The following is a 25,080-nucleotide window of genomic DNA, read 5'->3' on the forward strand; positions in this document are numbered from 1 at the left end:
GGTTATTCCCAGTCACAGGAGAAATTGAATGCACGAGAATGAAGTGGTGAGGCGGGCATTTGCGATGCCGCTCACCAATCCGGCCTATCCGCCGGGACCGTATCGCTTCGTCAACCGCGAATACCTGATCATCACATATCGCACCGATCCGGCGAAGCTGCGATCGGTCGTTCCGGCTCCGCTCGAATTTGATGAACGCGAAGCGCTGGTCAAATACGAGTTCATCCGCATGCCGGATTCCAATGGTTTTGGCGACTACACCGAGAGCGGCCAAGTCATCCCGGTGTCGTTCCGCGGTCGCAAGGGCGGCTACACCCACTGCATGTTCCTGAACGATGAGGGACCGATCGCCGGTGGCCGGGAGCTCTGGGGCTTTCCAAAGAAACTCGGCCAGCCAACCTTGCGGACCGAGGTCGATACGCTGATTGGCGCCCTGGATTACGGTCCGTTGCGGGTGGCAACCGGCACGATGGGATACAAGCACCGCGAAGCCGACCTGGCGCAAGTCAAGGCCGCTCTCGAGGAGCCGAACTTCCTTCTCAAGATCATTCCGCACGTCGACGGCAGTCCGCGGATCTGCGAGCTTGTCGAATATCACCTCGAGCAACTTGTCTTGAAAGGGGCGTGGACCGGACCCGCGGCTCTCGCCTTGACGCCTCACGCCCTGGCTCCCGTGGCCGAGTTGCCGGTTCTCGAGATCGTGTCCGCGGTTCACATTCGCGCAGACCTAACCCTGGGGCTGGGCAAGGTCGTTCACGACTACCTGCAACAGCCAAGCCGACGTCTCCTCGAAGCCCGCGAGATGAGTCTGGTCGGCTGAACATGAAGGCATACAACAGAAGGAGAGTGAATTGAGTATTCTGAAGGGCAAGACGGCCGTTGTGACCGGCTCGACGAGCGGCATCGGTCTCGCGTATGCGCGGGCATTCGCGGGTGCTGGCGCCAACATCGTGCTCAACGGGATTGGGGCACCGGCCGATGTCGAAAAAACGCGAATTGCAATCGAGAACGACTTCGAGGTGAAGGCCATCTATTCGCCCGCGAATATGGCCGAGCCAGTGGAAATCGCCAACATGATCTCGTTTGCCGAGAGGACGTTTGGCAGCGTGGACGTGCTCGTCAACAATGCGGGCATCCAGCATGTCTCCCCGATCGAGGATTTTCCGGTCGAAAAGTGGGACGCAGTCATCGCAATCAACCTCTCTTCCGCATTTCATGCGATCCGTGCCGTTACTCCTGGCATGAAGCAACGGGGCTGGGGTCGTATCATCACCACGGCCTCGGCGCATTCGCAGGTCGCGTCGCCCTTCAAGTCGGCCTACGTCACGGCGAAGCATGGCATCGTGGGACTCACCAAGACGGTGGCGCTGGAACTCGCCCGGTCGAAGATCACCTGCAACTGCATCAGCCCCGGCTACGTCTGGACGCCGCTAGTGGAGAAGCAGATCCCGAACACGATGAACGCGCGCAACATGAGCAGGGATCAGGTGATCAACGACGTCCTGCTCGCGGCCCAGCCGACGAAGGAGTTCGTCACGGTCGAGCAGGTGGCTTCACTGGCGCTGTTCCTGTGTGGCGAAGGCGCCGCGCAAATCACCGGCGCCAACCTCTCAATCGACGGCGGTTGGACGGCCGGGTAGGGCCCGCCGAAATACACCCTGGCTCTCAAAACGCACGGTGAAAAAAGACGGCCGACGAACCGCTGCGATAGATCAAGAGAAGACAACCGAGCACCTACGACTGCTGCCTACTAACATCAACGAATTCCTCTGGAGAGAAGATCATGAACAAGCGACTGATTGCGAATGTCATTGGCTGTGCTTGCCTTATGCTGGCGACGGCTGCCGAAGCCCGAACCTCTTACGACGGTCCCTGGAATCTCACCTTCGTTACGCAACGCGGAAGCTGCGATCCGAGCTATAATTTCTCGGTGAACATCAACGACGGCATTGTGACGCATCCCAATCTGGTGAAGTTTAGCGGGCACGTTGCAAGATCGGGCGCGGTTCGCGCGTCGGTGACGGTCCACGACAAATACGCATCAGGATCGGGGAGGCTGACGCGAGACGCCGGCCGCGGGACCTGGAGCGGCCACGCAGCGGGTGGGCGCTGCTCGGGATATTTGACCGCGCAACGAAACAACTAACGCGATCACCAGGAAGCCTCAAGGGCAGGTGCGGCCGAACGTGCTGTTCGAGGCTGGGCTGGCGATGGGGCGGCGGCCGGCCAAAACGGTTCTGGTCAGGCCTGTCGGCCATATCTCTCGGTTACCGCCGCCGCGACCAACTTCTTGCGTCCGGCGCTGCCCGGGCTTGTGCCATGGGCGGTGCACCAGTCTGGGAATGTGGCGGGGTCGATGTAAACACGGAGCACAACGTGTCCATAGGCCTTGAGCCCCTGCTCCATTTCCTCGGCCATCTTCAGCCATTCTTTCCAGCTCGGCGGCATCTTGTCGGCGTCGTCGAAAAGTTGCAGCAACGCTGCATAATCTTCCTCCTTGATCCAATAGGCCCCGACTGCCGGAGGCGGGTTATCCTCGGAATTAGTCATACGTGTTCTCCCTGCAGATGCTGCCTGTCACTGACGCGATCGAGGCGGGTCGCCAGCCTCGAACTGCCGCGAATCAGTGATTCTATCCTTGATGAAATTATCTCCGAATCGAAAGCGCTTCCCCTTGCAAAGTTGGGACCGCCGAACTTCCGCGGCATTCCCGGGATGCCGATCGCGGCGTAGGCATGACAGTTCCTCCGCCATCCCGCCCTCGGTGTCGCTCTATAACGAGCCGAAGACCACGTCTTGACCGCTGATCTCTTCCAAGCGGCCGTTTCTGACCGGCGCTTGTGGAGCGGACATAGAGGCCGCCGTCGGTCGCGAACTTCTGCAGATCAGCCGCGCGATACAGACAATCCCGCGAGAAGCGGAGCGTACTCGGTGAGCCTGCGGGATACGAACTCCGTAAAGAGCCGTACGCGCTTCGTCTTGCGTGTCTCCCCCTGTGTAAGAAGCCAGAGCGTCCCGTACATGTGCAGGTCGGTGCCCGGCACTCTCACCAGCAGGGGGTCGGCATCTCCGATGAAGCACGGCAGTGTCGTGATCCCGAGCCCTTGCCGTACAGCGGCGATCTGCGCCACGGCGTCTATGATCCTGAATGGAACTCCCGTTGTGCGAACCTCGCCCTCGCTTGCCCAATCGGGAATTCCATGAACGCTTATGACTATCCAGCGGACGGGATCCGATGCGCCCGAACGCCACGCGGCTAGGCGATCGCGAGAAATGTAAACGCCGCCGAACAGGTCCGGTCCCTTGAGTCCGTGAAGATTGAGCGGCAAGGTTTTGCGGTCATAGACGACGCGGATCGCGACATCGGCCTCCCGGTTGGTCAGATTTGCCAGTTCGCCGGACGACAAGATTTCCATCTCGATCTCCGGGTGCAGACGCGCGAAATCGGCGAAATCCGGCATGAGCAGGTGTGTCGCGAGCGGCGGCGCGAGCGTCACCCGCAAAAGCCCGCGGACGGCCTGGTCGCGACCCAAGACGCGTGTCTCCAATTTAAGCGACGACGCTTCCATCTGCTTCGCGAGCTCGAGGACCTCCTCGCCCGCAGCCGTCAGGCGGTAGCCCGCGGGCAGCTTTTCGAACATGAGCGCCCCAAGACGTTCCTCAAGCTGGGCGATGCGTCGCAGCACGGTCGCGTGGTTCACACCAAGGCTCTTGGCGGCAGCCCGCACGGAGCCTCCGCGCGAGACGGCAAGAAAGAAGCGAATGTCATCCCAGTCGATCATGGTGCAATCCAGCACCACGCGGTGCGCCTTCCAAAAGCTCGTATCTAACGGATCGTATAGCAGTATTGGCGGAAATTATAGCTTGGGGGCGACGAGCCCGACCCAAATCAGACCGGCACCCATGGATCATCGCGGCCGGCGTCAATCGCCGACCCGGATCGTTTTCGCACCACCGATGTGCGCTTTTCCGCACTCAACGCCTGACCCCGGCGGACCTATGTCGAGGTTCTCGGGGGCGTCCCCAAACGATCAGAGGCGGAAGCCTGGAAGGAAGCAGTCATGGGAAAGCTTGAAGGTAAGGTTGCAGTCATCACGGGTGGATCGAGCGGCATGGCGCTGGCGAGCGCCCGGCGGTTCGTTGAAGAAGGCGCCTATGTTTTCATCACGGGCCGGAAACAGGAGGCGCTGGACCAGGCCGTCAAACTGATCGGCCGGAACGTGACCGGCGTGCGCGGCGACGCGGCCAATCTCGACGACCTCGACCGTCTGTTCGACACGGTCAAGCGGGAAAAGGGCAGGATCGACATCCTGTACGCGAGCGCTGGCACGGGCGAAGCCGTCCCACTGGGCGAGATTACCGAGCAGCATTTCGACGCGACCTTCGGCCTGAATACGCGCGGTACGCTGTTTACGGTCCAGAAGGCGTTGCCGCTGTTCAACGACGGCGGATCGATCTTCATGACCGGGTCAGTTGCTTCGATCAAAGGTTTTCCTGGTTACAGCGTGTATGCGGCGAGCAAGGCGGCGCTGCACGCATTCGCACGCGGGTGGCTCAACGAACTCAAGGGCAGGAATATCCGGGTGAACGTGCTGCACCCAGGGCCGATCGCCACACCGATGCAGGACCAAGTTCTCACCGAGGAAGCGAAGCGGATGTTCGAATCCCTGATCCCGCGGGGAAAGATGGGTCGTCCCGAGGAAATTGCGACGGCCGCGCTGTTTCTTGCTTCAGACGATTCGAGCTTCGTGAACGGGGTGGAGTTGTCCGTCGACGGCGGCTTCTCGGCCATCTGAATTCGCGCCGAGCGAAAACGGAGAGATACGATGAGCACCGAAGAGAATGTCAAGCTTGTGAAGAATTTCTTTGCAGTCATGGGCAGCAGCAACGCGCGCGATCTGCTGGCGTTGGCTGCCGAAGATATCGAGTGGATCATTCCGGGCGAAGGCTGGCCGCTGGCAGGCACGCACCGCGGGCACGCGGAGTTGGCGGCTGTGCTCAAGAAGGCGTCCGAAGAGGTGGAAACGCAATACCCGAAGCCCCCCGAATTCGTGGCGCAGGGAGACCGGGTTATGGTCGTCGGCGTCGCTACGGGAAAAATCAAAGCCACGAATAGGCCGTTCAAGGACAAATGGGTCTTCGACATTACCGTTCGGGACGGCAAAGTCGCCCGCATCCAGGAGTACATCGACACGCAAGCACTGGCGCGGGCCTCGCAGATCGACGCAAGAACCTAGTCAAGTTCGACATGTGCGTCGTGATGGCATGACACGATGTTGTGCCGACCATCATCCATTTCCTGAAAAGGCTCCCGCCTATGACTTCCGCTTTAAACGATGAGTCGCTTGATCAGATCTTTCGCTCCGCTCGCACCCCCAACGGATGGGCAGATCTTCCTGTAGGGGACGATCAGGTACGCGAGATCTATGACCTCCTGAAATGGGCCCGACATCTGCGAACGGCAGCCCCGCGCGGTTTGTCTGGGTGCGTAGCCCCGATGGAAAGGCACGGCTCGCCGGGCTTGCTGCGGAACCGAATAAGCCGAAGATTCTGGAGGCTCCTGTCACGGTCATTATCGGCCACGATTTGGATTTCGCCAGCGAACTGCCAAAGCTTTTGCCTCACGCTGCCGAGGTCATGCAAAAATACTTTGCGGCACCAGACGTGGCCGAGGTGACGGCAATACGAAACGGAACGCTGCAGGGTGCTTACCTCATCGTCGCTGCGCGGGCGTTGGGACTGGACTGCGGGCCCATGTCCGGCTTCGACAACGCTGGCGTGGATAAGGCGTTCTTCTCAGGCACGCGGGTTCGGTCGAACTTCATCTGCAATATTGGGCACGGCGATCCAGCTTCCGTGTTCCCGCGCAACCCTCGCCCTAGTTTTGAGGAGGCCGGCCGCTGGGCCTAAGTCCAGGCTTCGAAGCGAACAGTGAAAGCGCTGGCCGTCTGCGGCCGCCGGTTCGGGGTCGAAGGTGAATGAGCCGTGGATCGCCGGCTCGCAGGCCGCGCGCTCGTCAAATACCCAACCGTAACGGAGATCCCAATGTATGACCAATCCAGGCTGTCCGAGTTGATCCGGTTCGCACGCGTAAATGCGGGTTCCACTGTCATCGACGTTTACCCAGGCGACGGCGATTGGACCCGTCTCTTCTCCGACGTCGTGGGACCCGAAGGACGGGTCTACAGCTTCGTGCCGGCCGAAGTCGCCCACTTCAAGAACGATCCGGTCGGCCGCATGCGGACGCTTGCGAAGGAGCCGGGCCGAGAGAACGTCGAAGCCGTCTCGGCGGACCTGGTCGCGATGCCGGAGGCCACCCAACCAGCGGACGTACTGTGGCTGCACCTATTCTACCACGATCTCCACACCGAGCTGATCCAGGCCAGGGGCGCGACGGCGGCCCAGTTCAATCGAGCGGTCTACGAACGGCTGAAGCCCGGTGGGTTTTACGTCATCGTAGACCACGCCGCCGCCGTCCGGGCGGGCACGAGCGACGCCCAGTCGCTGCATCGGATTGAGCCTGCATCCGTTCGCGTGGAGGTGGAGGCGGCCGGCTTCGTACTGGACGCGGAAAGCGCCATGCTCGCGAACAAAGACGATCCACACTCGGTCAAGGTGTTCGATCCCTCGATCAAGGGCGAGACCGATCGCTTCGCCTACCGTTTCACGAAGCCCTGATAGGGAGCGACTGGTGCGACCTGACCGACGGGAAGGCACGCTTGTCGCATCTCGACCTGTCTGCGGGTGCGCGGCGGTCCACCAGCATCTCCCGCTTCGCGCAGGTCTTCTTCACCCAGTCGTTACTTGGTCCGGTCGGGTATCGAACGGCCGCTTCTGGGGCGCAAAGCGGCCGTTCGTACGCAGACCGCCGTCCCGCGACCGATAAGGACACGTCACTTTTGGAATCAGGCTCGGGAAGGGCGCCTACGCGCGTTTTCCCATCGGCACCACGTTTCCATCACTCCGCCGCACCAGGGACACGACTGCAGCTCTTGCGAGGTCTTCCAAGGCGGTCGCAATGTATTTCGCGTAGTGTCGCTCGATCATTTTGACTGAGGTGTTGTGCAGTTTGGCGACCTGTTGGATGGGCAAGCCCTTTCGGAGACCGCGCACGATGCTCGAGTGCCGCAAAGCATAGGGAATCACCTCCGGCATACCAGCGCGCTCCCGAATGGCCTTCCACGGACGTGCAAGTTCGCCTCTTTTCCACGGACCGCGTTCAGACTTCTTCCACGCGATGCCCCCCGGCTCCTGTTCATGGATCCATCGCTCGAAAAGAGGTGCGTCGCCTGGGCGCCCGCCGATTGCGGGCAAAAGCACCTCAATCACATCGTCGCCTACCGGGACCGGGTCTGAGCCGCTATTGCCACCGCGCCCCTTGTAGGAGCCTGGCACCATCAGGCGCCGTGCAGAAACCTGCACGTCGCCCACGCGCATTCGCCTGACCTGGGCATACCGCGCGCCGGTCGCGGCCAGACAGACGACGATCCGATATAGATCGCCATCAAATCCTTGCTTCTGATCGACTTCACACGCAGCTTGAAGGATGGCGCCAACCTCCTCATCCCCCAGAATCTGGTTGTCCCGAGCAACCGACGCATCATCATCATCATCGATCCGCTCCGCTTTGAAGCCGGCCTTCACGATGGCGAGGAACGTCGGGTTTAGTTTCTTCCGTTCTGCGGAAAGCCGCGGCCACGCGGCATTTAGTGCGGCCTTGAGGTCATTCACGAACCGCTGTTTGGTCGTGACCTTTAAGTCGTCTGGCAAACTCTCACGCCACGTTATCAAGTCGTCTTCTTTCAAGGCATGCAGACGCACCGATGCAAGAGGAGCAGCTTCCTGATTGCCGCTCTTTTCTTGACCAAGAACGTAGCGTCGCAGCTTGGTGCCGGCGTCGGACCGGACGTCGCGACCTGTTCGGCGTCTTTCTCGAGCGTCTCGTTCCTTGACGTAGGCCTCAACGGCCGATCGCACGGTAGGAGCCGGGCCCGCCGCCTGCGACGCGGCTTCTGTCCTGGCTCGAGCTACGGCCTCCCGTGCCGTTCTCACGGCCTGTTCGAAGGTCAGAATCCCGTCGGCGGGCTTGTCATTGATGTCGTTGGCGACGCCGACTGGCTCCTGCTTGTAGTTGCCGCCTTCGTGGTGATTACGCCAGCGGACAAACCAAACGCCGCTTTGTTTTCCTTTGCGATAGCCCAGATGCGCTTCCGCATCGAGGCGACGCCAATGCACGCCGAGTTCGAGCCTGGAGCGCGCTTTAGCCGTCGTGACCTGAGCCTCGGTGAGTGTCTTCGACATATCGCCTGTTGCACCGTTACACGTCGAATATCCGTCGAATATCCGACGGTGTACGTCGGCGAACAATACTGGAATATGGACATTCAAGCTATTGAAATTATTGAATGTTGGCGAACGGGGGCGGATGGCGATGGAGCCATTACTTGGCCCTCTCAAGGCTGAAACAGGGGTTCGATTCCCCTAGGGAGCGCCAGCAAATTCAATCGGTTAGGTTTACCTAGAGGCGTGTGCTTGATCGCTTCTTCAACTTTTCTTCAAGTCACCTAACCGATAAACAGCACTGAATTCTCCTCATCGCGGCTAACGGTGCAGTCTTGTTTGAGACTTCGCCGAAGGAGGAACATGTGGCTGGCGAGTTGATCACTTTAGACCAAGCCCTTCTCGAACTTGAGAACCTCATCGCCACCCACGAACCGAGCTGGGCCGGTCATTGGAAGGCTGAGCTGGCCACCGCGTTGCTGAAACCGCCGGACGAGCCGAATGACGATGGTCTACCCGAAAGGTATCCGCGCCAAGCTCTCCAGGAACAACGACACGACCGAGGCGATCAATTACTGCCTCAGTCGCTGGGATGCATTCAGCCGCTTCCTCGATGACGGACGGCTTTGCATGTCGAACAATGCCGCCGAGCGCGAGCTTCGGGCTGTCGCCGTGGGCAGAAGAAATTAGACCTTTGCCGGCTCCGATGAGGGCGGCCGGCGTGCAGCTGCGATCTACACCCTCATCGTCACCGCAAAACTCAACGACATCGATCCACAGGCTTGGCTCGCAGACGTGCTAGCTCGCCTGCCGGATCATCCCGCCAAGCGCATCCACGAACTCATGCCCTGGAATAGGCGACCTCAAAACGTCGCTCACGTCACTTAAGCGCGGTCAGCCGTCCGCTCAGGATGAGCTAACCAGGGGCCGTCACCGGACGCGTACGATTCAAAACACCGCAGCCAAACACCGACGCATGTAGGAAAATCGCAGCGTCACGCCGCCGATGCTTCACAGCGTTGGATCGACGAAGCTTTCTTCTGGCTCGTCTCTTTAACTCGCGATGCTCGAATCGATGACAACAGCGCGTTCTGTGCAACGGTTCGTCGAGCGCAACTTGTTCCGGGTCTATTCCGCCAGTGACAACTGCGCGTCGTTCCATGCCAAATAGCTCTCGACGCTGTTTTGTCAGCGACACGCTGAATTCCTCCTATGCGCCGCCACTCCAGCCGTCTGCTGGCCGTCGGCCGAGGGCAATTCCGCGAATGGCCTTGCGCCCGCTCCAATGATCGGCCTCGCTGCCGTGAAATCGAGTTCACAGTAGGCGTTGTGCCGCTTGGCAAGCTTGGAGCCTCTACGAGCCTCCCATCTGAGCCAGTGCCGCATTGAGCGTCGGACTTGGGCGCATCACGGTTTCGCATTTGTGCGAGTCAGGCAGGTAGTAGCCACCGATGTCGGCAGGCTTGCCTTGCACGGCTGCGAGTTCGGCAACGATCTTGTCTTGATTGCGGGTCAGTATCTCGGCCAGCGGTTTGAATTGCGCCTGCAATGTCGCGTCCTCAGTCTGTGCAGCGAGTTCCTGTGCCCAATACATCGCGAGGTAGAACTGGCTCCCGCGGTTATCCAACTCGCCGGTACGCGGCGAGGGCGACTTCCGGTTGTCCAGCAGCTTTCCCGTGGCGGCGTCCAGGGTCTTGGCCAGCAGCTTGGCTTTCTGGTTGCCTGTCTTCAGGCCGAGATCTTCCAGTGATACTGCGAGGGCCAAGAATTCGCCGAGCGAGTCCCAGCGCAGGTGGTTTTCTTCCACCAGTTGCTGCACGTGTTTGGGCGCCGAGCCTCCAGCGCCGGTTTCGTACATGCCGCCGCCGGCCATCAACGGCACGATGGATAGCATCTTGGCCGACGTGCCCAGCTCCATGATGGGAAACAGGTCGGTCAGATAGTCGCGCAGAATGTTGCCCGTGGCGCTGATCGTGTCCTGGCCGCGGATCACGCGCTCCAGCGTGTAGCGCATGGCCCGCACCTGGCTCATGATCTGGATATCCAAGCCGGTGGTGTCGTGCTCGTGCAGGTACATCTTGACCTTGGTGATGAGCTGCGCCTCGTGGGGGCGGTACGGGTCCAGCCAGAACAGAACCGGCATTCCGGAATGACGAGCGCGATTGACGGCCAGCTTGACCCAGTCGCGGATGGCGGCGTCCTTCACCTGGCACATGCGCCAGATGTCACCCTGCTCCACGTCTTGGCTCAGGAGCACCTCGCCGGTGGCGATGTCGGTGATGTTGGCGACGCCATCCTCGGGAATCTCGAAGGTCTTGTCATGCGAGCCATACTCCTCGGCCTGCTGCGCCATCAGGCCGACGTTGGGCACGGTGCCCATGGTCCTTGGGTCGAAGGCGCCATGCCACTTACAGAAGTTGATCATCTCCTGATAGATGCGCGCGAAGGTGCTCTCCGGCATCACGGCCTTGACGTCCTTCAGGCGGCCGTCGGCCCCCCACATCTTGCCGCTGTTCCGGATCATGGCCGGCATCGATGCGTCGACGATGACGTCGTTGGGCGAATGAAAGTTGGTAATACCCTTGGCCGAGTCAACCATCGCCAGTTCGGGCCGGTGCTCGTGGCAGGCGTGCAGGTCGCGCTTGATCTCATCCTGCTTGCTCTGGGGCAGGCTGCTGATCTTGTTGTACAGGTCGACCATGCCGTTGTTGACGTTCACGCCGAGTTCTTCAAACAGCTGGCCGTGTTTGGCGAAAGCGTCACGATAGAATATCCTCACGCAGTGGCCGAACACGATGGGGTGCGACACCTTCATCATGGTGGCTTTCACGTGCAGCGAGAACATCACGCCGGTCTTGTACGCGTCTTCGATTTGCTGCTCGTAGAACTCCAGGAGCGCCTTCTTGCTCATGAACATCGAGTCGATGACCTCGCGGTCCTGAAGTGATACCTTGGGCTTGAGTACGATGGTTTTGCCGCTCTTGGTGATCAACTCCATCTTGACGTCACGCGCCTTGTCGAGCGTCATGGATTTCTCACCATGGTAGAAGTCGCCGTGATGCATGTGCGAGACGTGCGAGCGCGAAGCCTGGCTCCATTCGCCCATGCTGTGCGGATTTTTGCGCGCGTAGTTCTTCACGGCGAGCGGAGCGCGGCGATCGGAATTACCTTCGCGCAACACCGGATTCACGGCACTGCCGGTGCATTTGGCGTAGCGTGCCCGGATCACCTTCTCTTCGTCCGACTTTGGACTCTCGGGATAGTCGGGAATCTTGTAGCCCTTGTCCTGCAGCTCCTTGATCGCAGCCATCAGCTGCGCGACCGAGGCGCTGATGTTAGGCAACTTGATGATATTGGTGCCCGGCAGCAGCGTCAGCCGGCCTAGTTCGGCCAGATTGTCGGGCAAGCGCTGCTCTTCGGTCAGGAACTCCGGGAATTCGCCGAGGATGCGGCTCGCCACCGAGATGTCGCTGGTGACGACGTTGATACCGACGGGAGCCGTGAATGCGCGCACGATGGGCAAGAACGCTGCGGTCGCCAACGCCGGCGCCTCGTCGGTCAGCGTGTAGATGATGGTGGGAGATGCCGTACTCATGCATTGGCTTCCTTGGCGGCGGGGCAGCATCTATGCCCGATGCACCCACCGGCGTTGTCGTCTTGTGGGACGTTAGGTGGCGGGACGATCAGGCAGCGTGGTTTCCGGCAAATTGGATGACCTCAATGCCTGCCGCTGAATCTGACACCTGTGATGAGCTTCGGCAACTAATTTTGAGTTTTTTTAATTTTGAGTTTTTGAGACGCGACCCAGTCTTTTCGATCCGTTACGTCTGCGTCAACCAAACGTTGCGAGATTTGTGCCACATCGCCCCGGCCGATCTCCGTTGCGATAGCGGGCGCGTTGACCGCTTTGCCTCGTCGGAAGTGGTGAGTCCTGAATGCTTCTGCAGCCCGCTATCCCCTTCCTCCAGGTCATATTGCACCGACCGCCTAACAATCTCGGTCTCACTATCGTTACCGGCCGAAGTGCTTCGGAGACGTTACGCCATACTCCCAGAAAGCTCTTGCTGGACAAGGTTGACCCAATAGGCGGAGCCGAGCGTCAGGATCTCGTCGTTGAGATGGTAGGGCGGCGTATTGACGCCGTCGAGGATGCGCCGGGAGCAACGCCATTGCCGATGAAGATGAGCGAGCCCGGGCGAAGTGCGAGGGGAAAGGCCGTCTCGCACCTAGTCGAAGCCGCCGTACGCTAAAGGGACGCGCGGCGGCCAACGGATATCGAACGACTTGTACGGATCAAACAGGCGACGAGATCGCAGGCGCCCACTCGCCACCTCGATCGGCGCTTCTCTTGGCAACTTGGTTGTCGATCACTCGAACTCGTCCAGGGCTCACCGACCCGATAATACACGCCGCGCACGAAACAGCCCGAGCGAGAACCTTCGTACGCGCTGCGAGGCCCCACTATATTTGGCCGATGTATCGTCGCAAAAGGTTCGAAACGCCGGTGTTCAGGTTAGTTTTGGACATTGTAGAAACTATCGGGGATGTCGATACTCGTCCGTTCATCGGTGCTGGTGCGACGCAGAACGACACGTACTCCGTAGGCTTGTCCTGCGAAACCAACTCCGTGCGTCGGCGCATTGGCGTTGACTTGTTGCGATGCAATAGCAGTGAACGGGACCGCGCGACTAAGGTCGACAACAATTTATGTTGTCGGAAGAGCAGCTCTGGACAAACAATACAAACCTAGCTGCCAATCGACTGCGGAGGAGACACACATGAACGGCTTCACATCGCCAGGGGATCCGTCCGAGTATCTCGAGCGCTTGATGCAGGTCGGTCAGCAGTCGATGAAGCAATTCGACGAGGCGCTGGCGACGACGATGGGCGTGCGCGGCAAAAATCCGGCTCCGGCAGGGCAGGCGTTCTCGCCGTTTGCGTTTGCCGTGGACATGCAGCGCGAATACCTGACGCAGATCTGGCGTTTCTGGAACGCCGCGGCGATCAGGACATTCACCCTCGGGACCAAGTCCGAGATCCAGCCGGCACGCGGCGACAAGCGCTTCAAGGATAAGGCGTGGCAGGAGACGCCCTATTACGATCTCCTCAAGCAATCCTACCTGCTGGCGGCCAGGCAAATGCACGAACTGGTCGAAGGCGCCCAGGTCGACAACAAGACGAAGTTGCAGCTCCGCTTCTACGCCCGGCAATTCATCGATGCGATGAGCCCGTCAAATTTTCCGGCAACCAATCCCGAGGTGATCCGGACCGCCATCGAGACACGTTCGGCCAGCCTTGCCAGCGGGATGGCCAACCTTATCGACGACATAAGGAAGGGTCGTATTACGCGCGTCGATGAATCCGCGTTTGAAGTCGGCGGCAATCTTGCGGTCACGCCCGGTTCGGTCGTCTTCGAGAACGAATTGATACAGCTCATTCAGTACACGCCGCAGACCGCCGAGGTCGAGCGAACGCCGCTGCTGATCGTGCCACCCTGCATCAACAAGTACTATCTTCTCGACCTCGGCAAGGGCAATTCGCTCGTCGAATACGCCGTTGCGCAAGGACATCAGGTCTTCCTCATCTCTTGGCGCAGCGCGGTTCCTGAAATTGGCCGTCTCACATGGGACGACTATCTGACAAAAGGCGCCTTGCAGGCGATCGACGTGGTACGCGACATCGCGAAGGTGGAGCAGGTCCATGCACTTGGGTTTTGCGTCGGCGGCACGATCATGAGCTGCGCCGCGGGGGTGCTGGCAGCGCGCGGCGAGAACAAGCTCACGAGTCTTACGCTGCTGACGACGATGCTTGACTTCACCGATACCGGCGACATCGGGCTCCTGATCGACGAAGGTTCGGTCGCGCTGCGCGAGGCAACCATCGGCCGGGGTGGCATCCTACCCGGCAAGGAGCTCGCATTCACCTTCGGAACATTACGCGCCAACGACCTGATATGGCGCTATGTCGTGGACAGTTACATGAAGGGGGCAACGCCCGACGTATTCGACCTGTTGTACTGGGATTCGGACAGCGTCAGCCTGCCAGGCCCGATGTATTGCTGGTATACGCGCAACACGTATCTTGAAAACAAGATCAGGGAGCCGGGCAAGACCACGCAGTGCGGACTGCCGATCGACCTCTCGCGCGTCCAGGCTCCGCTCTATGTGCTCGCTTCGCGCGAGGACCACATCGTGCCGTGGCAGAGCGCATTCCGCTCAAAGGATCTCATAGGTGCGCATCCCCGCTTTGTGCTTGCTGCGAGCGGCCACGTCGCCGGCGTGATCAATCCGCCCGCCCGCAACAAGCGCAGCCACTGGCTGAATGACGATCTCAATTGTGAAGCCAATGACTGGCTCGGCCGCGCCGAGGAGAGGCCCGGAAGCTGGTGGCCTGACTGGGATGCGTGGATGAAGCGGCATTCAAGTGGAACGGCTCCGGCCCCGACGCAGGCCGGCAACGAGAGATACGGGGTTATCGAGCCGGCGCCCGGCAGGTACGTCAAGCTGAAATCGAACTGACGACGCCGCGCCGGCGCGCGATCGCGCGATATCGATGGTGAAGGTGTTCGCCTCGGTTGAGGTGTCCAATGGAGCAGAAAAACGCGGCGCGTGTCCTACTGCCAAAGAGCCATGTATTCGCTGGTCTGGGACTAGCCGCTGTTCCTCGATGGTGCGACGAACCCGCCGAATTCGCGTTCGAGCAGCCGCACAAAGGTCAGCGGCGTCCTGTCTTCCAGAAATGGTCCGACGATCTGCGCACCCATCGGTAGTCCGGTGGAGGTGCGCGCGATCGGCATGACGGTCGCGGGCAGGCCCGGTGGCGTGGCAAGTGTCGCCCACACGATCAGCGACAGGTAAGGATGGACCTGTCCGTCGATCTCGATGACATGATCCGCGCCGAGGGCTGCAGCAGGATGTTGAAGAGATGGATCTCGCCGGAGACATGCATCTGGATGCGGCGCGACCCCTGCGGTCCGACCACCACCGTTTCCGGGGACATCTGCAACGGTCCGCCTTCGATTCGCAGTCGATGCCGATCCTTCAGCTGGATGTCGATGATCTGGTGCGGCCGTGCGGTGAGCGGCTAGGTCAGGACCTTCGAGCCAAGGGAGCCGCGCCGCTCGCCGAAGGACCTGATGATGCCGCGAAGCGCCGGATGCGGCAGGACGCGTCTGACATGCACGTTCGCCTCCGTCGTGCTGACCAAGTGTATCTCAATCGAGAGCGACGAGTTACTAAGATTTTCGCAGCCTGCTGTCCTTACGGGGCATCATCCTCTCCGTTGCAAGCTGCAGTTTGCATGGTCGGGTCATCTCTTGAGGCCATCACGCAAAGGCAACGGCCTTGCGAAGGATCATGCTCGATCGAATACCGAGAGCGCGGTAATATCCAAACAGGTCTCATCATACTTTATTCCGGCAGCCCCACCTTGCTCAATGAGCCGCCTGGCTTCGACGCTAGCTCTGGTGCGCAATCGACTCCAGCGAACTGCAGGCTGAAGCGGAAGGCTGGCTGCAATCGATGACACGCGCCGCCGCGGATTTCGCCTCGTCGAGCCGGCCGAGGGCAACCAGCGGCTCAATCAGAATGACATAGTTGATACTGTGAGCGGGGTTCGCCTGGACTGCCCTGTAGGCGGCTTTCGCCGCTTCATGCGGCGGCCGAAATTATATTACAATTTCAATGACATAAGACTTCGCAGTTTTATTCTGAATGGCGCTCCATGCCCGCTTAGCTTGCGATGCGGCCGATCAATCGTCGCAATTGCTGGCGCCTCCCGTGGCGTTCCGGATTCTTGCCACAACCTCCGGCCGGTTGCTCTCGAGCCAGGCCACGGCGTCGGGCCCATCGACGACGCACGCGAAGGTTTCCCAGGTTGGGTCCTCCAGGGATTCCGGTTGCAGTCGCTTCGCCGCATACTCAACGAGGTCGTGCAAGCGTTCATAGCCTCGTCGGCGCTCAAGGGAATCTGCAATCGCCGTGCTGGCCCATCCTCGCTGGGCCAGATCGATAATGCTCGGAGCATCAGCCTCGCTGAACCAAGGTGTGGCATCGAACTCGATGCAGCGGACATTATCGGCGGTATGGCAAGTCGCGTGGATCATCGGATTCCTCCGTTCGCCGGCTAACAACCTGCGCCAGCGTTGCTCTTGAGAGTTTCACATCACTGCCTCGCACGGCTCAAGCTTTGACCAGGTCCCCCAGCAGGTTCGCCGCCACTGCCAGCTTGGCGAGCGTCAGGCCGCTGGCTGCGATCTCCTCGACCGAGCGGCGGATGCGCGTCGCCTCGGGGTGAGCCGCGAGCCAGGTTTCGACAGCGAGCTGGCCGGATTGGCCGGTTGCCAGCATATCCGCGGCCAGTCTTCTTTCGGCGCCAGCGATCTGCTCAACGGCGCGATCGATCGCCATGCGTTCGAAATAATCGTTTGCCGGCACGCTGCGCGCGGCAGCGACGATGCGGTCGAGGCGGAAATTCGCCTCGGCGGCGAAGAAGGTCGCGGCGGCGTCGCCGATGGGGCGGGCGGTGCGCTCCGCAACCGTCACGATATCGGGTGCCGAGACCAGGGCGTCGAGATCGGCGAGCTCGCCGGCGAGGCCGGCCGGGACACCGGCATCGGTCAGGTCCTGCCGACGCTTGGCACGTGCGGCCTGCAAGTCCGGCGGCAGCGCGGTGTCGAGCCCGGCGACGATCTGGCGGATCGCCGGGCCGAAGCGCGCGACGACGGCCTCCAGCCCGTCCTTGAAATCGACATTGCGTACGTACCAGACCATGCGGGAGAGCAGGAGGTCCTGGACAGAAGCGTAGAGCGACAGCTGCACCTGCCCGTCGATGCAGGTATCGAGTGCATCGATCGCGTCACTGAGCCACTTGAGCCCGTAGCATTCATCGACTGCCACATAGGCCATGACGATGGTCGGGATATCGGCGTCCGTCTCGTCGATCAGGCGCACGACACAGGCCGGGCCGCCGCGGTTGATCACCGCATTGGCGAGGCTAGTCGCGATGATCTCCCGCCGCAGGCGATGGGATTCGACCGCTCTCGGGTATTTGTCCTGAACTTCGCGTGGAAAATACTGAGAGAGTTCCCGGGCAAGATAGGGATCATCCGGCACGCTGGTAACGAGCAAGTCGTCGTAAAGCGTCAGTTTGGCGTAGGCGAGCAGCACGGCAAGCTCGGGCCGCGCGAGGGACTGGCCGCGCCGTGTGCGCTCGGTGAGTGCTGCGTCGTCGGGCAGAAACTCCACCGCGCGGCTGAGCAAATCGCGCTGCTCGAGCGACTGCATCAGCCGCGTGAGGAAGCCGGTCTCGGCCACGCCCTTGCGTTCGGCGAGCGAGAGCGCCAGCGACTGCAGATAGTTGTTGCGCAGCACCAGCGTGCCGACCTCGTCGGTCATCGCGGCCAGCAGGCTGTTGCGGTCCGCGGGGCTAAGCCTGCCCTCGCGCTCGAGCCGCGCCAGTGCGATCTTGATATTGACCTCGACGTCGGACGTGTTCACGCCGGCCGAGTTGTCAATGGCGTCGGTGTTGAGTTTGACGCCCTTCTGCGCCGCTTCGATGCGGCCGCGTTGGGTGACGCCGAGATTGGCGCCTTCGCCGATCACCCGGGCCCGCACGTCGCTGCCTGTGATGCGGATGGGATCGTTGGCGCGGTCGCCGGCCTGATCGTCGCTTTCCCCGGCGGAACGGACATAGGTACCGATGCCGCCAAACCACAGGAGATCCGCGCGCGCCTTCAGGATCGCCGTCATCACCTCGAAAGGCGTCGCTTGCGGCTTGTCGAGATCGAGCAGGGCGCGTACCTGCGGAGCGAGCGGGATCGCCTTGAGCTGGCGCGAGAACACGCCGCCACCTGCCGAGATCAGCGACTTGTTGTAGTCCTGCCAGCTCGATCGCGGCAGGTCGAACAGGCGCTTGCGCTCGGCGAGGCTGATCGCAGGATCAGGCGAGGGATCGATGAAGATGTCGCGGTGATCGAAAGCCGCCACAAGCTTTGTCGCCGGCGAGAGCAGCATGCCATTGCCGAAAACGTCGCCGGACATGTCGCCGACGCCGACCGCGGTGAACGGCGTGGTCTGAATGTCGGTGCCGAGCTCGCGGAAGTGGCGCTTGACCGCTTCCCAGGCGCCGCGCGCCGTGATCCCCATCTTCTTGTGGTCGTAGCCCTGGCTGCCGCCGGAAGCGAAGGCATCGCCGAGCCAATGGTTCTTCTCGGCCGAGATCGCGTTGGCGACGTCGGAGAAGGTCGCGGTGCCCTTGTCGGCGGCGACGACGAGGTAAGGGTCGTCGCCGTCATGGCGCACGGTGGATTCGGGCGGCACGACGATGTCGCCGTCGAGATTGTCGGTGAGCTCCAGCAGCGAGCGAACGAAGATGCGATAGGCTTCGGTGCCTTCCGCGAGCCAGGCGTCGCGATTGGAAGGCGGCGGCAGGCGCTTGGGCACGAAGCCACCCTTGGCGCCGACCGGCACGATCACGGCGTTCTTGACCTGCTGTGCTTTCACGAGGCCGAGGATCTCGGTGCGGAAATCCTGCGGCCGGTCGGACCAGCGCAAGCCGCCGCGCGCAACCTTGCCGAAGCGCAGGTGAATACCTTCGACACGAGGTGAATAGACGAAGATTTCGTAGAGAGGTCGTGGAGCCGGCAGGTCGTCGATCCGGCGCGCGTCGAACTTGAAGGAGATCACCGGACGCGGATGTCCATCCTCGCCGATCTGCCACAGATTGGTGCGTATCGTCGACTGCACCAGGTTGGTGAAACGGCGCAGGATGCGGTCTTCGTCCAGAGAGGCGACGGATTTGAGTTGCTCCTCGACCTCGGCAAACAGGGCGGTTTCGCGTGCCGAGCGCTCGGCATCCGTGGAAGCGAGGCGTGGATCGAGGCGGGTCTGGAACAGCGCGACGAGGCTGGCCGTGATCGCGGCGTTCTTGCGCAAGGTCTCCCACATGTAATCCTGGGTGAACGGCGCGCGGATCTGGTGCAGGTAACGCGACAACGCCCGGATGGTCGAGACTTCCCGCCAGCCCAGGGCGGTGCGCAGGATCAGGCCGTTGTATCCATCGGATTCAGCGTGATCGCGGACCACCGCCATGATCGAGGCTTCCAGGCGATGGCTGAATTCCGAGCTGATCATGATCGGCTGGCCGTCGCTGGTCTCGATCGTCATTTCGTGGAGCCAAACCGGCGAAGGCGCCGGCGTGGCGCGCGGCGCGATCTGATAGGTGCGTTCGTTGACCACGCGCAGGCCGTGATTTTCGATTACAGGCACGCGGTAGGACAGCGACAGGGGCGCGCCGTGCGAGAACACCCTCAGTCCGAAGCGCTTGGGATCGGCCTCGCTTTCGTCACGGTGAACCGAAATCGCCACGGGGCGGGCTGGCGTAAGCTTTTCGATGGTGGCGATATCGGTGATCGCCTGTTCCGCGGCGAACACCTCGGTATAGCCGCCGCTAAAGGCCTGGGCATATCGGTTGGTGAGCATGCGTGCCCGCATGCCGTCGGTGGAGGCAGTGAGCGCGGCCTTCAGCTTGTCGGCCCAGGTTGCGGCAATGGCGCTGATCCCGGCTTCGAGCGTGGCGCGTTCGACGACGGGAGTTTTGCCATCATAGCGTCCGATGATGTAGTGGACGCGCACAAGCGCCCCTTCAGGGAATGAAACGTAGGAGGCCGACAGCGTCCCCTTGTAGACCTGCGACAGGAAGGCACCGACGCGCGTGCGGACGTCCGTGTCGTATTTCTCGCGCGGAATGAAGGTGAGGATGGAGACGAAGCGATCGAACTTGTCCACCCGCGCCAGCGCGCGGACGCGCGGACGCTCGTAGAGGATCAGGATCTCCATGACGAAATTGTAGAGCGTGTCGACATCGATCTGGAACAGTTCGTCACGCGGATATTCTTCGAGAATATGCATGAGGGCCTTGCCCGAATGGCTGTTCGGGTCGAAGCCGGCGCGTTGCAGCGCCCGCGTCACCTTGTGGCGGACATAAGGAATCTGCCGTGCGGAGCGGGTATAGGCGCCCGAGGTGAACAGGCCGACGACCCGCAATTCGCCCTCCAGCCGGCCGTCGGGCGTATAGAGCTTGATGCCGACATAATCCATGCGAATGCGACGATGAACGCGGCTGGAGACGTTGGCCTTGATGACGATGAGCAGGGTGGGGTCGTGCATGAACTCGCGTATTTCCGACGTCATCACCACCATTTCGCTACCGCGGCGCAGCACCTTCGCATCGGGATCGCGGAGGACGCCGAGGCCTTTTCCGGTCGTGATGTCGTCGGACGCATCGCTGTCGGGCGAGAAGCGATATTCGCGCACGCCGAGGAAGGTGAAATTGTCCGCGCAAAGCCATTGCAGGAACTGGTTGGCCTCGGCGACCTCGTCGATCGGCAGCGGCGGCGGATTGGAAGAGAAGGTCTTGATTGCGTCCTCGACCCGGTCGCGCATGGCACGCCAGTCGGTGACGCAGGCGCGGACGTCGTTCAACGTCCTGGTGAGGCCGTCGATCAGCTTTTGGCGATCGGCGTCGGCGTCCAGGCGGGTGATGTGGAGATGAATCAGGCTTTCCCGCGTGCCGTTTGCCCCCTCCGGCAGAGTTTCGCCGTGGAAGCGCAGGAGCTTGCCTTGGTCATCGCGCTCCACCGCGAGGATCGGGTGAGCGACGAGGGTGACTTCGATGCCTTGCTCGGCCAGCTCCGCCGTCGTCGAATCGAACAGGAAGGGCATGTTGTCGTTGAGAATCTCGAGCACGGAAATCTCGCGCCCGTCCGGCATCATCGGATTGACGACGCGGATATCGGCGCCGCCGGCCGTACGCCGCTGCACGTGCTCCCAGGCTTGTTCCGCCAGGAAGGCCAGCGACAGGGCATCGTGATTGGCGAGGTCCTCGACATTGGTGTAGCCGAACAGAAGTTCGGCAAAGCTCCGGGGCGCCTTGCCCGGCTGCACGCTTCCCGCTGCATCGCGGATCAGGGTTGAACGGGCCTTATCGTCACGCCAAGCCATAATGTCCTCCATTTGCCGCGCCGTCCGATCGCGGATCATCAGCTTGATTCTGGAGTGCATCGCTTCGAGCGCCACAGCCTTGACCGCGATCGAGCGCGTACGCGAAATCCCCGGTCTCAAAGCTGCGACAACTCCCGACGACAATACTCCGATCCCAAAGCTATCCAAGGCGCATGCTGTCGTGAGAAGTGCTGAGATGCCCTGCTGCAGCGCGTGAGGCCGAAGTCGGCGCTGGCGGCCGCCGGATCACTGGCAAGACAAAATAACAAGCAATTTCAATTGTGTATGAGTTAGCAGTTTTGTTCTGAGTGGCGTGCCAGCAAACTCAGGCACTTAGCTTGCCATCAGCCGCGTTCGTCGAATAATTGTTGAATAAGACGCTGGTGAACAGCGGCGAACGCTTGCGGAATTCGCTGCCGACCTTCGCCAAATTGCCTCGGCGCGATGCCTCACTGTGGCTGGCGCATTCGCGAAAAATTTCCTCGTCGTGTCCGGAAATATTCAAACCGCCGCTGACGTGCGCTTTCGTACGCGAGTGCCCTCGGATGTTCGCATTGACGTTGCTCGTCGCACAGCCAACTCTCGTCCTGTCGAGCTTTGTGCGAATAGGAGGGCCACGTGAGATACAATCGACGAGAGAAAACTGGCGACAACATTCACACGTCAGTCTATCCGCTCCGAAAGCCGCAGAACCGAGCACGATGCCATTCGCCCAGCGGCTCACCTGCACGATTGACGAAGCATGCGAAGTGATCGGCTTGGGACGCACGAAGCTTTACGAGTTGATGGGAACTGGGCTTATCGTCACGACAACAATCGGACGTCGGCGACTAGTAGTGGTGCGCTCACCTCTGGTGCCTCCTTGACACTAACATGTCGAACTAATGGACGTGCGACTTAAGGGGTGAAGTTAGTGCCACCAGTGTGAGCTGATGGAGGGTTGCGCCTCAATGCAGCTGTGCTAGTACGCCCACTCTCGAATCGAGGAGCTAAAAGTGGCGAAGAAGGCAAAGAAGACGGCTACGAAGAAGAAACCTGCGCGTCGCGAATACACAAAGGCTGACGTGAAGGAGCTGCGCGCTCATTCGAAAGCGAAGACACCGGTTGCAAAAATCGCGAAGCTCACAAAGCGCTCCGAAGGCTCACTCCGCCAAAAGGCGCTCAAGCTTGGAATCCGGCTCGGTCACCAGCGCTAGAAGGCGGCATGATGACGCTCTTCAATAGAGTGTTCTCGACCAGAACGTTGTTGCAAATCATCTGCGTTCTTGTCGCTGTTGTCGCAATGAAGTTTTGGGTGCTCACTTCAGCTGGGCCGCCGCAGTTGGCGGTTAACTAGAAGAACGCTCTGGAAGGCTGAGCAGAAAAGAACCACTTGGTGGCGAGCTATCACGCGGCGTTCAAGCGTACGAAGTAATGGCGTCTTCAGTGCCGCAGGGCGAAGGAGACTAGTCAAAAAAATCTAGCGCGGGCGATTTCCCTCGCGGCCGGACCAGCAAGTACGCGCGCAAGGCGTAAGATCGCCTTGTCTGGATTCGTCTTCATGAGCGGCAGACTATCGATCAGGTTCGTTGATTTTGCTGAGTTTTCATTCGAATTTGATTGCGTTCGTCGTGCTTTGTTGAGGTAGGGTCGCGGAAGCTCTCGAGTATGCATGATCGGCGTCAATACCGGTCTCATATCGACCGAAGTCGCCCCTTTGGTGGCGTGAAGCAGTCGGGTATGGGACGTGAGGGTTCGAAATATGGAGCCGATGATTACGTCGAGCTCAAATATCTATGCGTCGAAGTCGAAGACGCTGCCGGGTACGGCACCAGCGGGCCTGGAATTGCTTGGCCAACCCCTTTACGTCAGGATGAGGTGGTCTCAGGCAACCATTGGGGCCGACCATGGCTAGTCAAAATCCTGCTTACGCTATTCTCCTTGAGGCAACCATTATAACAATTCTCTTTGCAGCGACGCCGCTAAACGCTCAACCAAACAGACAAGACGCGAGATGCTTCGAAGGCGTATACACGCTCGAAGAGTTTAAGAGAGATGGTGAAGTCTTTAGGCCGCCGCAGGTGAGTGGCCGATATGTGCTAATGGACGGCGTTATCATCTGGATATTCAATGACCGGACGCAACCGTCAAAAGAGACGAGCACGACCGCCTTTGGGCGATATACGCTCGATCAAAGCTCATTCGCATACGGGTACGACGAATACGAAGCATACGCACGGACCGACGCAGGTCTGTCCGTGTCCCGCAAGGTGCCTTGGCAAGGCTTGCGGCCGTACGCTTTTGACACGGATGGCTCGCACATTCGCAATACGGAAACGAAGACTGAATTTTCGTGTTCCGCAGATGGTCTGACATACTCTTACGGAGACGGAAATTATAGGAAATACCGCCGCGCGAAGTCGGGTGAGTAACTAGGCGACCAGCTTGTCTTCGCCGGCGAGCGGGAGGCTCGCCGACGACGCTCCGCCATCAGCAAAAGCCACCTTATTGCCGCATCAGGCGGACTACGTCCTGCCTCAGGAGGCGCATTATGCGCGCGCATCGATCGACGTGCGGGTTTGGCGGCCGTCCGGGCCAAGCTGAGCTGGCGCCACCCGCGGAAGGACGAGTTGAATTGTTGTTCCAGCGCCGGGTTCGCTATCGAGATGCAGCCTGCCGCCCAAGCAATTCGTAACGACGGTGTGGACGATGTGGAGACCGAGGCCAGTGTTGCCTTGATCGCGGCGCGTCGTGAAGAACGGATCGAACGCCTTGCGCCTGACATCAAGGCTCATGCCGCAGCCATTGTCGGAAAAGACAATTTCAACGCAGTCATCTTCCGCAGCCGTTACCTTGATGTCGACGGTGCCACCCTTGCCGTCGGGAAACGCATGGGCAGTTGCGTTGAGAAAAAGGTTGGTGAGCGCCTGTCCGTACGGTCCGGGATAGCTGTCCATCGTAAGATTGGGTTGGCAATCGACGTTCAGGATCAGATTACGTTTCCCAAGCCCTGACCGGAGGCTTATCGCGAATTGTTCGGTCAGATGGCCAAGGTCGAATACGCGTCGATTCGAATAGCCCCGGTCGGTTGCCACCTGCTTGAACGACTCGATCAGTTCGGCTGCGTGCTGCAGATTGGCAACCAATTGCGATGACGCCTCGCGACTGATCTCGAGAAATTCCGTCAGATTTGATCGCCTGAGACGGTCCTGCGCAAGTTCCGCCGCGATCGAGGCAATCTTGCGTTCTAAGGTAGAGGCGACGGTCAGACTCGTGCCAACAGGATTGTTGATTTCATGCGCAACACCGGCCACCAGCCGTCCGAGTGCCGCGAGTTTTTCTGCTTCGATAAGGCTGTTTTGGGTCGCGCGCAGCGCGGCCTCGGCACGCTTGCGCTCGGTGATCTCCTCGGCCGCGACGTTGACGGCAACAATTTCACCACTCGGGCTGCGCAGCGGATGCCAATAGGTGATCCAAAACCGTTCGTCGGCCTGGTCGGCGCGCTGGCCCGCAACCTCGATACCTATCACCGGTTCGCCAGTTTGCATGATTGAGCCGACAATGCCCTCGACTGCCTCGGCCAAAGCCGGCACGCAATCCCTAACCGAGCGTCCCAGATGATCCTCGATAGAGATGCCGCATATCTCGGTGAGGCGCTGGTTGATTTGCAGATAACGGCAGTCGGGTGAAAGGCAAGCGAGGCCGATAGGCGCCGTGTCGTAAATCAGTTGCAGAACAGGTTGCTGAGGAAACAGCACGACAGACGACGACTTCACCGCAGCCGCACCGCTATTCGGATTCTTGGACAACGAATGCCTCC

General features: G+C 60.5%; 18 protein-coding genes, 1 tRNA gene and 3 pseudogenes. 11 read left to right on the top strand and 11 right to left on the bottom strand.

Going from position 1 to position 25,080, the window contains the following annotated elements:
* Nucleotides 1-28 precede the first annotated feature (28 nt).
* Both ACE10Z_RS10010 and ACE10Z_RS10015 read left to right on the top strand, forming a co-directional pair.
* Nucleotides 29-820, top strand: coding sequence for an acetoacetate decarboxylase (locus ACE10Z_RS10010; RefSeq protein WP_375787773.1), 792 nt, complete (start codon nt 29-31; stop codon nt 818-820).
* Between the two features lie 31 nt (nt 821-851).
* Nucleotides 852-1,640, top strand: a complete 789-nt coding sequence (locus ACE10Z_RS10015) for a 3-hydroxybutyrate dehydrogenase (RefSeq protein ID WP_375787774.1) — start codon at nt 852-854, stop codon at nt 1,638-1,640.
* A gap of 601 nt (nt 1,641-2,241) precedes the next feature.
* On the opposite strand, the gene ACE10Z_RS10020 is transcribed toward ACE10Z_RS10015, so the two are convergent.
* Together ACE10Z_RS10020 and ACE10Z_RS10025 are read right to left on the bottom strand one after the other, a co-directional pair.
* Nucleotides 2,242-2,550: a hypothetical protein gene (locus ACE10Z_RS10020; RefSeq protein WP_375790126.1), complete on the bottom strand. Its 309-nt coding sequence runs from the start codon at nt 2,548-2,550 to the stop codon at nt 2,242-2,244.
* 335 nt (nt 2,551-2,885) lie between these two features.
* A complete protein-coding gene (locus tag ACE10Z_RS10025) occupies nt 2,886-3,782 on the bottom strand; it encodes a LysR family transcriptional regulator (RefSeq protein WP_375787775.1) in 897 nt (298 codons plus the stop codon).
* 279 nt (nt 3,783-4,061) lie between these two features.
* Here ACE10Z_RS10025 and ACE10Z_RS10030 point away from each other — a divergent pair, with 279 nt between their 5' ends.
* From ACE10Z_RS10030 to ACE10Z_RS10045, 4 genes and pseudogenes are all read left to right on the top strand, one after another.
* On the top strand, nt 4,062-4,796 hold the full coding sequence (locus ACE10Z_RS10030) for an SDR family NAD(P)-dependent oxidoreductase (RefSeq protein ID WP_375787776.1): 735 nt from the start codon (nt 4,062-4,064) through the stop codon (nt 4,794-4,796).
* A 30-nt stretch (nt 4,797-4,826) separates the two neighbouring features.
* Nucleotides 4,827-5,237, top strand: a complete 411-nt coding sequence (locus tag ACE10Z_RS10035) for a nuclear transport factor 2 family protein (RefSeq protein ID WP_375787777.1) — start codon at nt 4,827-4,829, stop codon at nt 5,235-5,237.
* Between the two features lie 80 nt (nt 5,238-5,317).
* A pseudogene (locus ACE10Z_RS10040) lies at nt 5,318-5,910 on the top strand (malonic semialdehyde reductase).
* Between the two features lie 135 nt (nt 5,911-6,045).
* On the top strand, nt 6,046-6,678 hold the full coding sequence (locus tag ACE10Z_RS10045) for a class I SAM-dependent methyltransferase (protein WP_375787778.1): 633 nt from the start codon (nt 6,046-6,048) through the stop codon (nt 6,676-6,678).
* A 246-nt stretch (nt 6,679-6,924) separates the two neighbouring features.
* On the opposite strand, the gene ACE10Z_RS10050 is transcribed toward ACE10Z_RS10045, so the two are convergent.
* Nucleotides 6,925-8,301 carry a tyrosine-type recombinase/integrase gene (locus ACE10Z_RS10050; protein WP_375787779.1) on the bottom strand — a complete coding sequence of 459 codons (1,377 nt, stop codon included), beginning with the start codon at nt 8,299-8,301 and terminating at the stop codon, nt 6,925-6,927.
* Between the two features lie 118 nt (nt 8,302-8,419).
* Between ACE10Z_RS10050 and ACE10Z_RS10055 the strand changes: the two genes are divergently transcribed.
* Together ACE10Z_RS10055 and ACE10Z_RS10060 are read left to right on the top strand one after the other, a co-directional pair.
* A tRNA-Glu gene (locus ACE10Z_RS10055) sits at nt 8,420-8,494 on the top strand.
* Between the two features lie 314 nt (nt 8,495-8,808).
* A pseudogene (locus ACE10Z_RS10060) lies at nt 8,809-9,168 on the top strand (transposase); the annotation flags it as partial.
* Between the two features lie 466 nt (nt 9,169-9,634).
* Here ACE10Z_RS10060 and ACE10Z_RS10065 read toward each other — a convergent pair.
* Nucleotides 9,635-11,875 carry an NADP-dependent isocitrate dehydrogenase gene (locus ACE10Z_RS10065; protein ID WP_375787780.1) on the bottom strand — a complete coding sequence of 747 codons (2,241 nt, stop codon included), beginning with the start codon at nt 11,873-11,875 and terminating at the stop codon, nt 9,635-9,637.
* A gap of 1,183 nt (nt 11,876-13,058) precedes the next feature.
* On the opposite strand from ACE10Z_RS10065, the gene ACE10Z_RS10070 reads away from it, so the two are divergent.
* Nucleotides 13,059-14,798 carry a PHA/PHB synthase family protein gene (locus tag ACE10Z_RS10070; protein ID WP_375787781.1) on the top strand — a complete coding sequence of 580 codons (1,740 nt, stop codon included), beginning with the start codon at nt 13,059-13,061 and terminating at the stop codon, nt 14,796-14,798.
* A 131-nt stretch (nt 14,799-14,929) separates the two neighbouring features.
* Here ACE10Z_RS10070 and ACE10Z_RS10075 read toward each other — a convergent pair whose 3' ends face one another.
* The 6 genes from ACE10Z_RS10075 to ACE10Z_RS10100 all read right to left on the bottom strand — a co-directional run bounded on the left by ACE10Z_RS10075 (nt 14,930) and on the right by ACE10Z_RS10100 (nt 21,786).
* On the bottom strand, nt 14,930-15,076 hold the full coding sequence (locus tag ACE10Z_RS10075; RefSeq protein WP_375787782.1) for a hypothetical protein: 147 nt from the start codon (nt 15,074-15,076) through the stop codon (nt 14,930-14,932).
* A gap of 47 nt (nt 15,077-15,123) precedes the next feature.
* On the bottom strand, nt 15,124-15,279 hold the full coding sequence (locus ACE10Z_RS10080) for a hypothetical protein (RefSeq protein ID WP_375787783.1): 156 nt from the start codon (nt 15,277-15,279) through the stop codon (nt 15,124-15,126).
* Nucleotides 15,280-15,363: 84 nt separating this feature from the next.
* Nucleotides 15,364-15,486 carry a hypothetical protein gene (locus ACE10Z_RS10085; RefSeq protein ID WP_375787784.1) on the bottom strand — a complete coding sequence of 41 codons (123 nt, stop codon included), beginning with the start codon at nt 15,484-15,486 and terminating at the stop codon, nt 15,364-15,366.
* A 544-nt stretch (nt 15,487-16,030) separates the two neighbouring features.
* Nucleotides 16,031-16,384, bottom strand: coding sequence for a hypothetical protein (locus ACE10Z_RS10090; protein WP_375787785.1), 354 nt, complete (start codon nt 16,382-16,384; stop codon nt 16,031-16,033).
* Between the two features lie 76 nt (nt 16,385-16,460).
* Entirely contained in the window at nt 16,461-21,293 is a 4,833-nt protein-coding gene (locus ACE10Z_RS10095; protein ID WP_375787786.1) for an NAD-glutamate dehydrogenase, read from the bottom strand.
* Nucleotides 21,294-21,606: 313 nt separating this feature from the next.
* Nucleotides 21,607-21,786, bottom strand: coding sequence for a hypothetical protein (locus ACE10Z_RS10100; protein ID WP_375787787.1), 180 nt, complete (start codon nt 21,784-21,786; stop codon nt 21,607-21,609).
* Between the two features lie 490 nt (nt 21,787-22,276).
* Here ACE10Z_RS10100 and ACE10Z_RS10105 point away from each other — a divergent pair, with 490 nt between their 5' ends.
* Together ACE10Z_RS10105 and ACE10Z_RS10110 are read left to right on the top strand one after the other, a co-directional pair.
* On the top strand, nt 22,277-22,477 hold the full coding sequence (locus ACE10Z_RS10105; protein ID WP_283018008.1) for a hypothetical protein: 201 nt from the start codon (nt 22,277-22,279) through the stop codon (nt 22,475-22,477).
* 429 nt (nt 22,478-22,906) lie between these two features.
* A pseudogene (locus ACE10Z_RS10110) lies at nt 22,907-23,069 on the top strand (aldehyde dehydrogenase family protein); the annotation flags it as partial.
* Between the two features lie 740 nt (nt 23,070-23,809).
* On the opposite strand, the gene ACE10Z_RS10115 reads toward ACE10Z_RS10110, so the two are convergent.
* Nucleotides 23,810-25,069 carry an ATP-binding protein gene (locus ACE10Z_RS10115; protein ID WP_375787788.1) on the bottom strand — a complete coding sequence of 420 codons (1,260 nt, stop codon included), beginning with the start codon at nt 25,067-25,069 and terminating at the stop codon, nt 23,810-23,812.
* Between the last annotated feature and the right edge of the window lie 11 nt (nt 25,070-25,080).

Source organism: Bradyrhizobium sp. Pha-3 (genome assembly GCF_042258615.1).
Taxonomy (GTDB): Bacteria; Pseudomonadota; Alphaproteobacteria; order Rhizobiales; family Xanthobacteraceae; genus Bradyrhizobium.

What these genes read in the sequence shown, in the direction of transcription:
- ACE10Z_RS10075 (WP_375787782.1), bottom strand. Translation starts at nt 15,076, where the DNA reads ATGCCGATCGCGCGCACCTCCACCGGACTACCGATGGGTGCGCAGATC.
- ACE10Z_RS10030 (WP_375787776.1), top strand. Translation starts at nt 4,062, where the DNA reads ATGGGAAAGCTTGAAGGTAAGGTTGCAGTCATCACGGGTGGATCGAGC.
- ACE10Z_RS10070 (WP_375787781.1), top strand. Translation starts at nt 13,059, where the DNA reads ATGAACGGCTTCACATCGCCAGGGGATCCGTCCGAGTATCTCGAGCGC.
- ACE10Z_RS10065 (WP_375787780.1), bottom strand. Translation starts at nt 11,875, where the DNA reads ATGAGTACGGCATCTCCCACCATCATCTACACGCTGACCGACGAGGCG.
- ACE10Z_RS10050 (WP_375787779.1), bottom strand. Translation starts at nt 8,301, where the DNA reads ATGTCGAAGACACTCACCGAGGCTCAGGTCACGACGGCTAAAGCGCGC.
- ACE10Z_RS10010 (WP_375787773.1), top strand. Translation starts at nt 29, where the DNA reads ATGCACGAGAATGAAGTGGTGAGGCGGGCATTTGCGATGCCGCTCACC.
- ACE10Z_RS10020 (WP_375790126.1), bottom strand. Translation starts at nt 2,550, where the DNA reads ATGACTAATTCCGAGGATAACCCGCCTCCGGCAGTCGGGGCCTATTGG.
- ACE10Z_RS10035 (WP_375787777.1), top strand. Translation starts at nt 4,827, where the DNA reads ATGAGCACCGAAGAGAATGTCAAGCTTGTGAAGAATTTCTTTGCAGTC.
- ACE10Z_RS10045 (WP_375787778.1), top strand. Translation starts at nt 6,046, where the DNA reads ATGTATGACCAATCCAGGCTGTCCGAGTTGATCCGGTTCGCACGCGTA.
- ACE10Z_RS10095 (WP_375787786.1), bottom strand. Translation starts at nt 21,293, where the DNA reads ATGGAGGACATTATGGCTTGGCGTGACGATAAGGCCCGTTCAACCCTG.
- ACE10Z_RS10080 (WP_375787783.1), bottom strand. Translation starts at nt 15,279, where the DNA reads ATGTCCCCGGAAACGGTGGTGGTCGGACCGCAGGGGTCGCGCCGCATC.
- ACE10Z_RS10090 (WP_375787785.1), bottom strand. Translation starts at nt 16,384, where the DNA reads ATGATCCACGCGACTTGCCATACCGCCGATAATGTCCGCTGCATCGAG.
- ACE10Z_RS10025 (WP_375787775.1), bottom strand. Translation starts at nt 3,782, where the DNA reads ATGATCGACTGGGATGACATTCGCTTCTTTCTTGCCGTCTCGCGCGGA.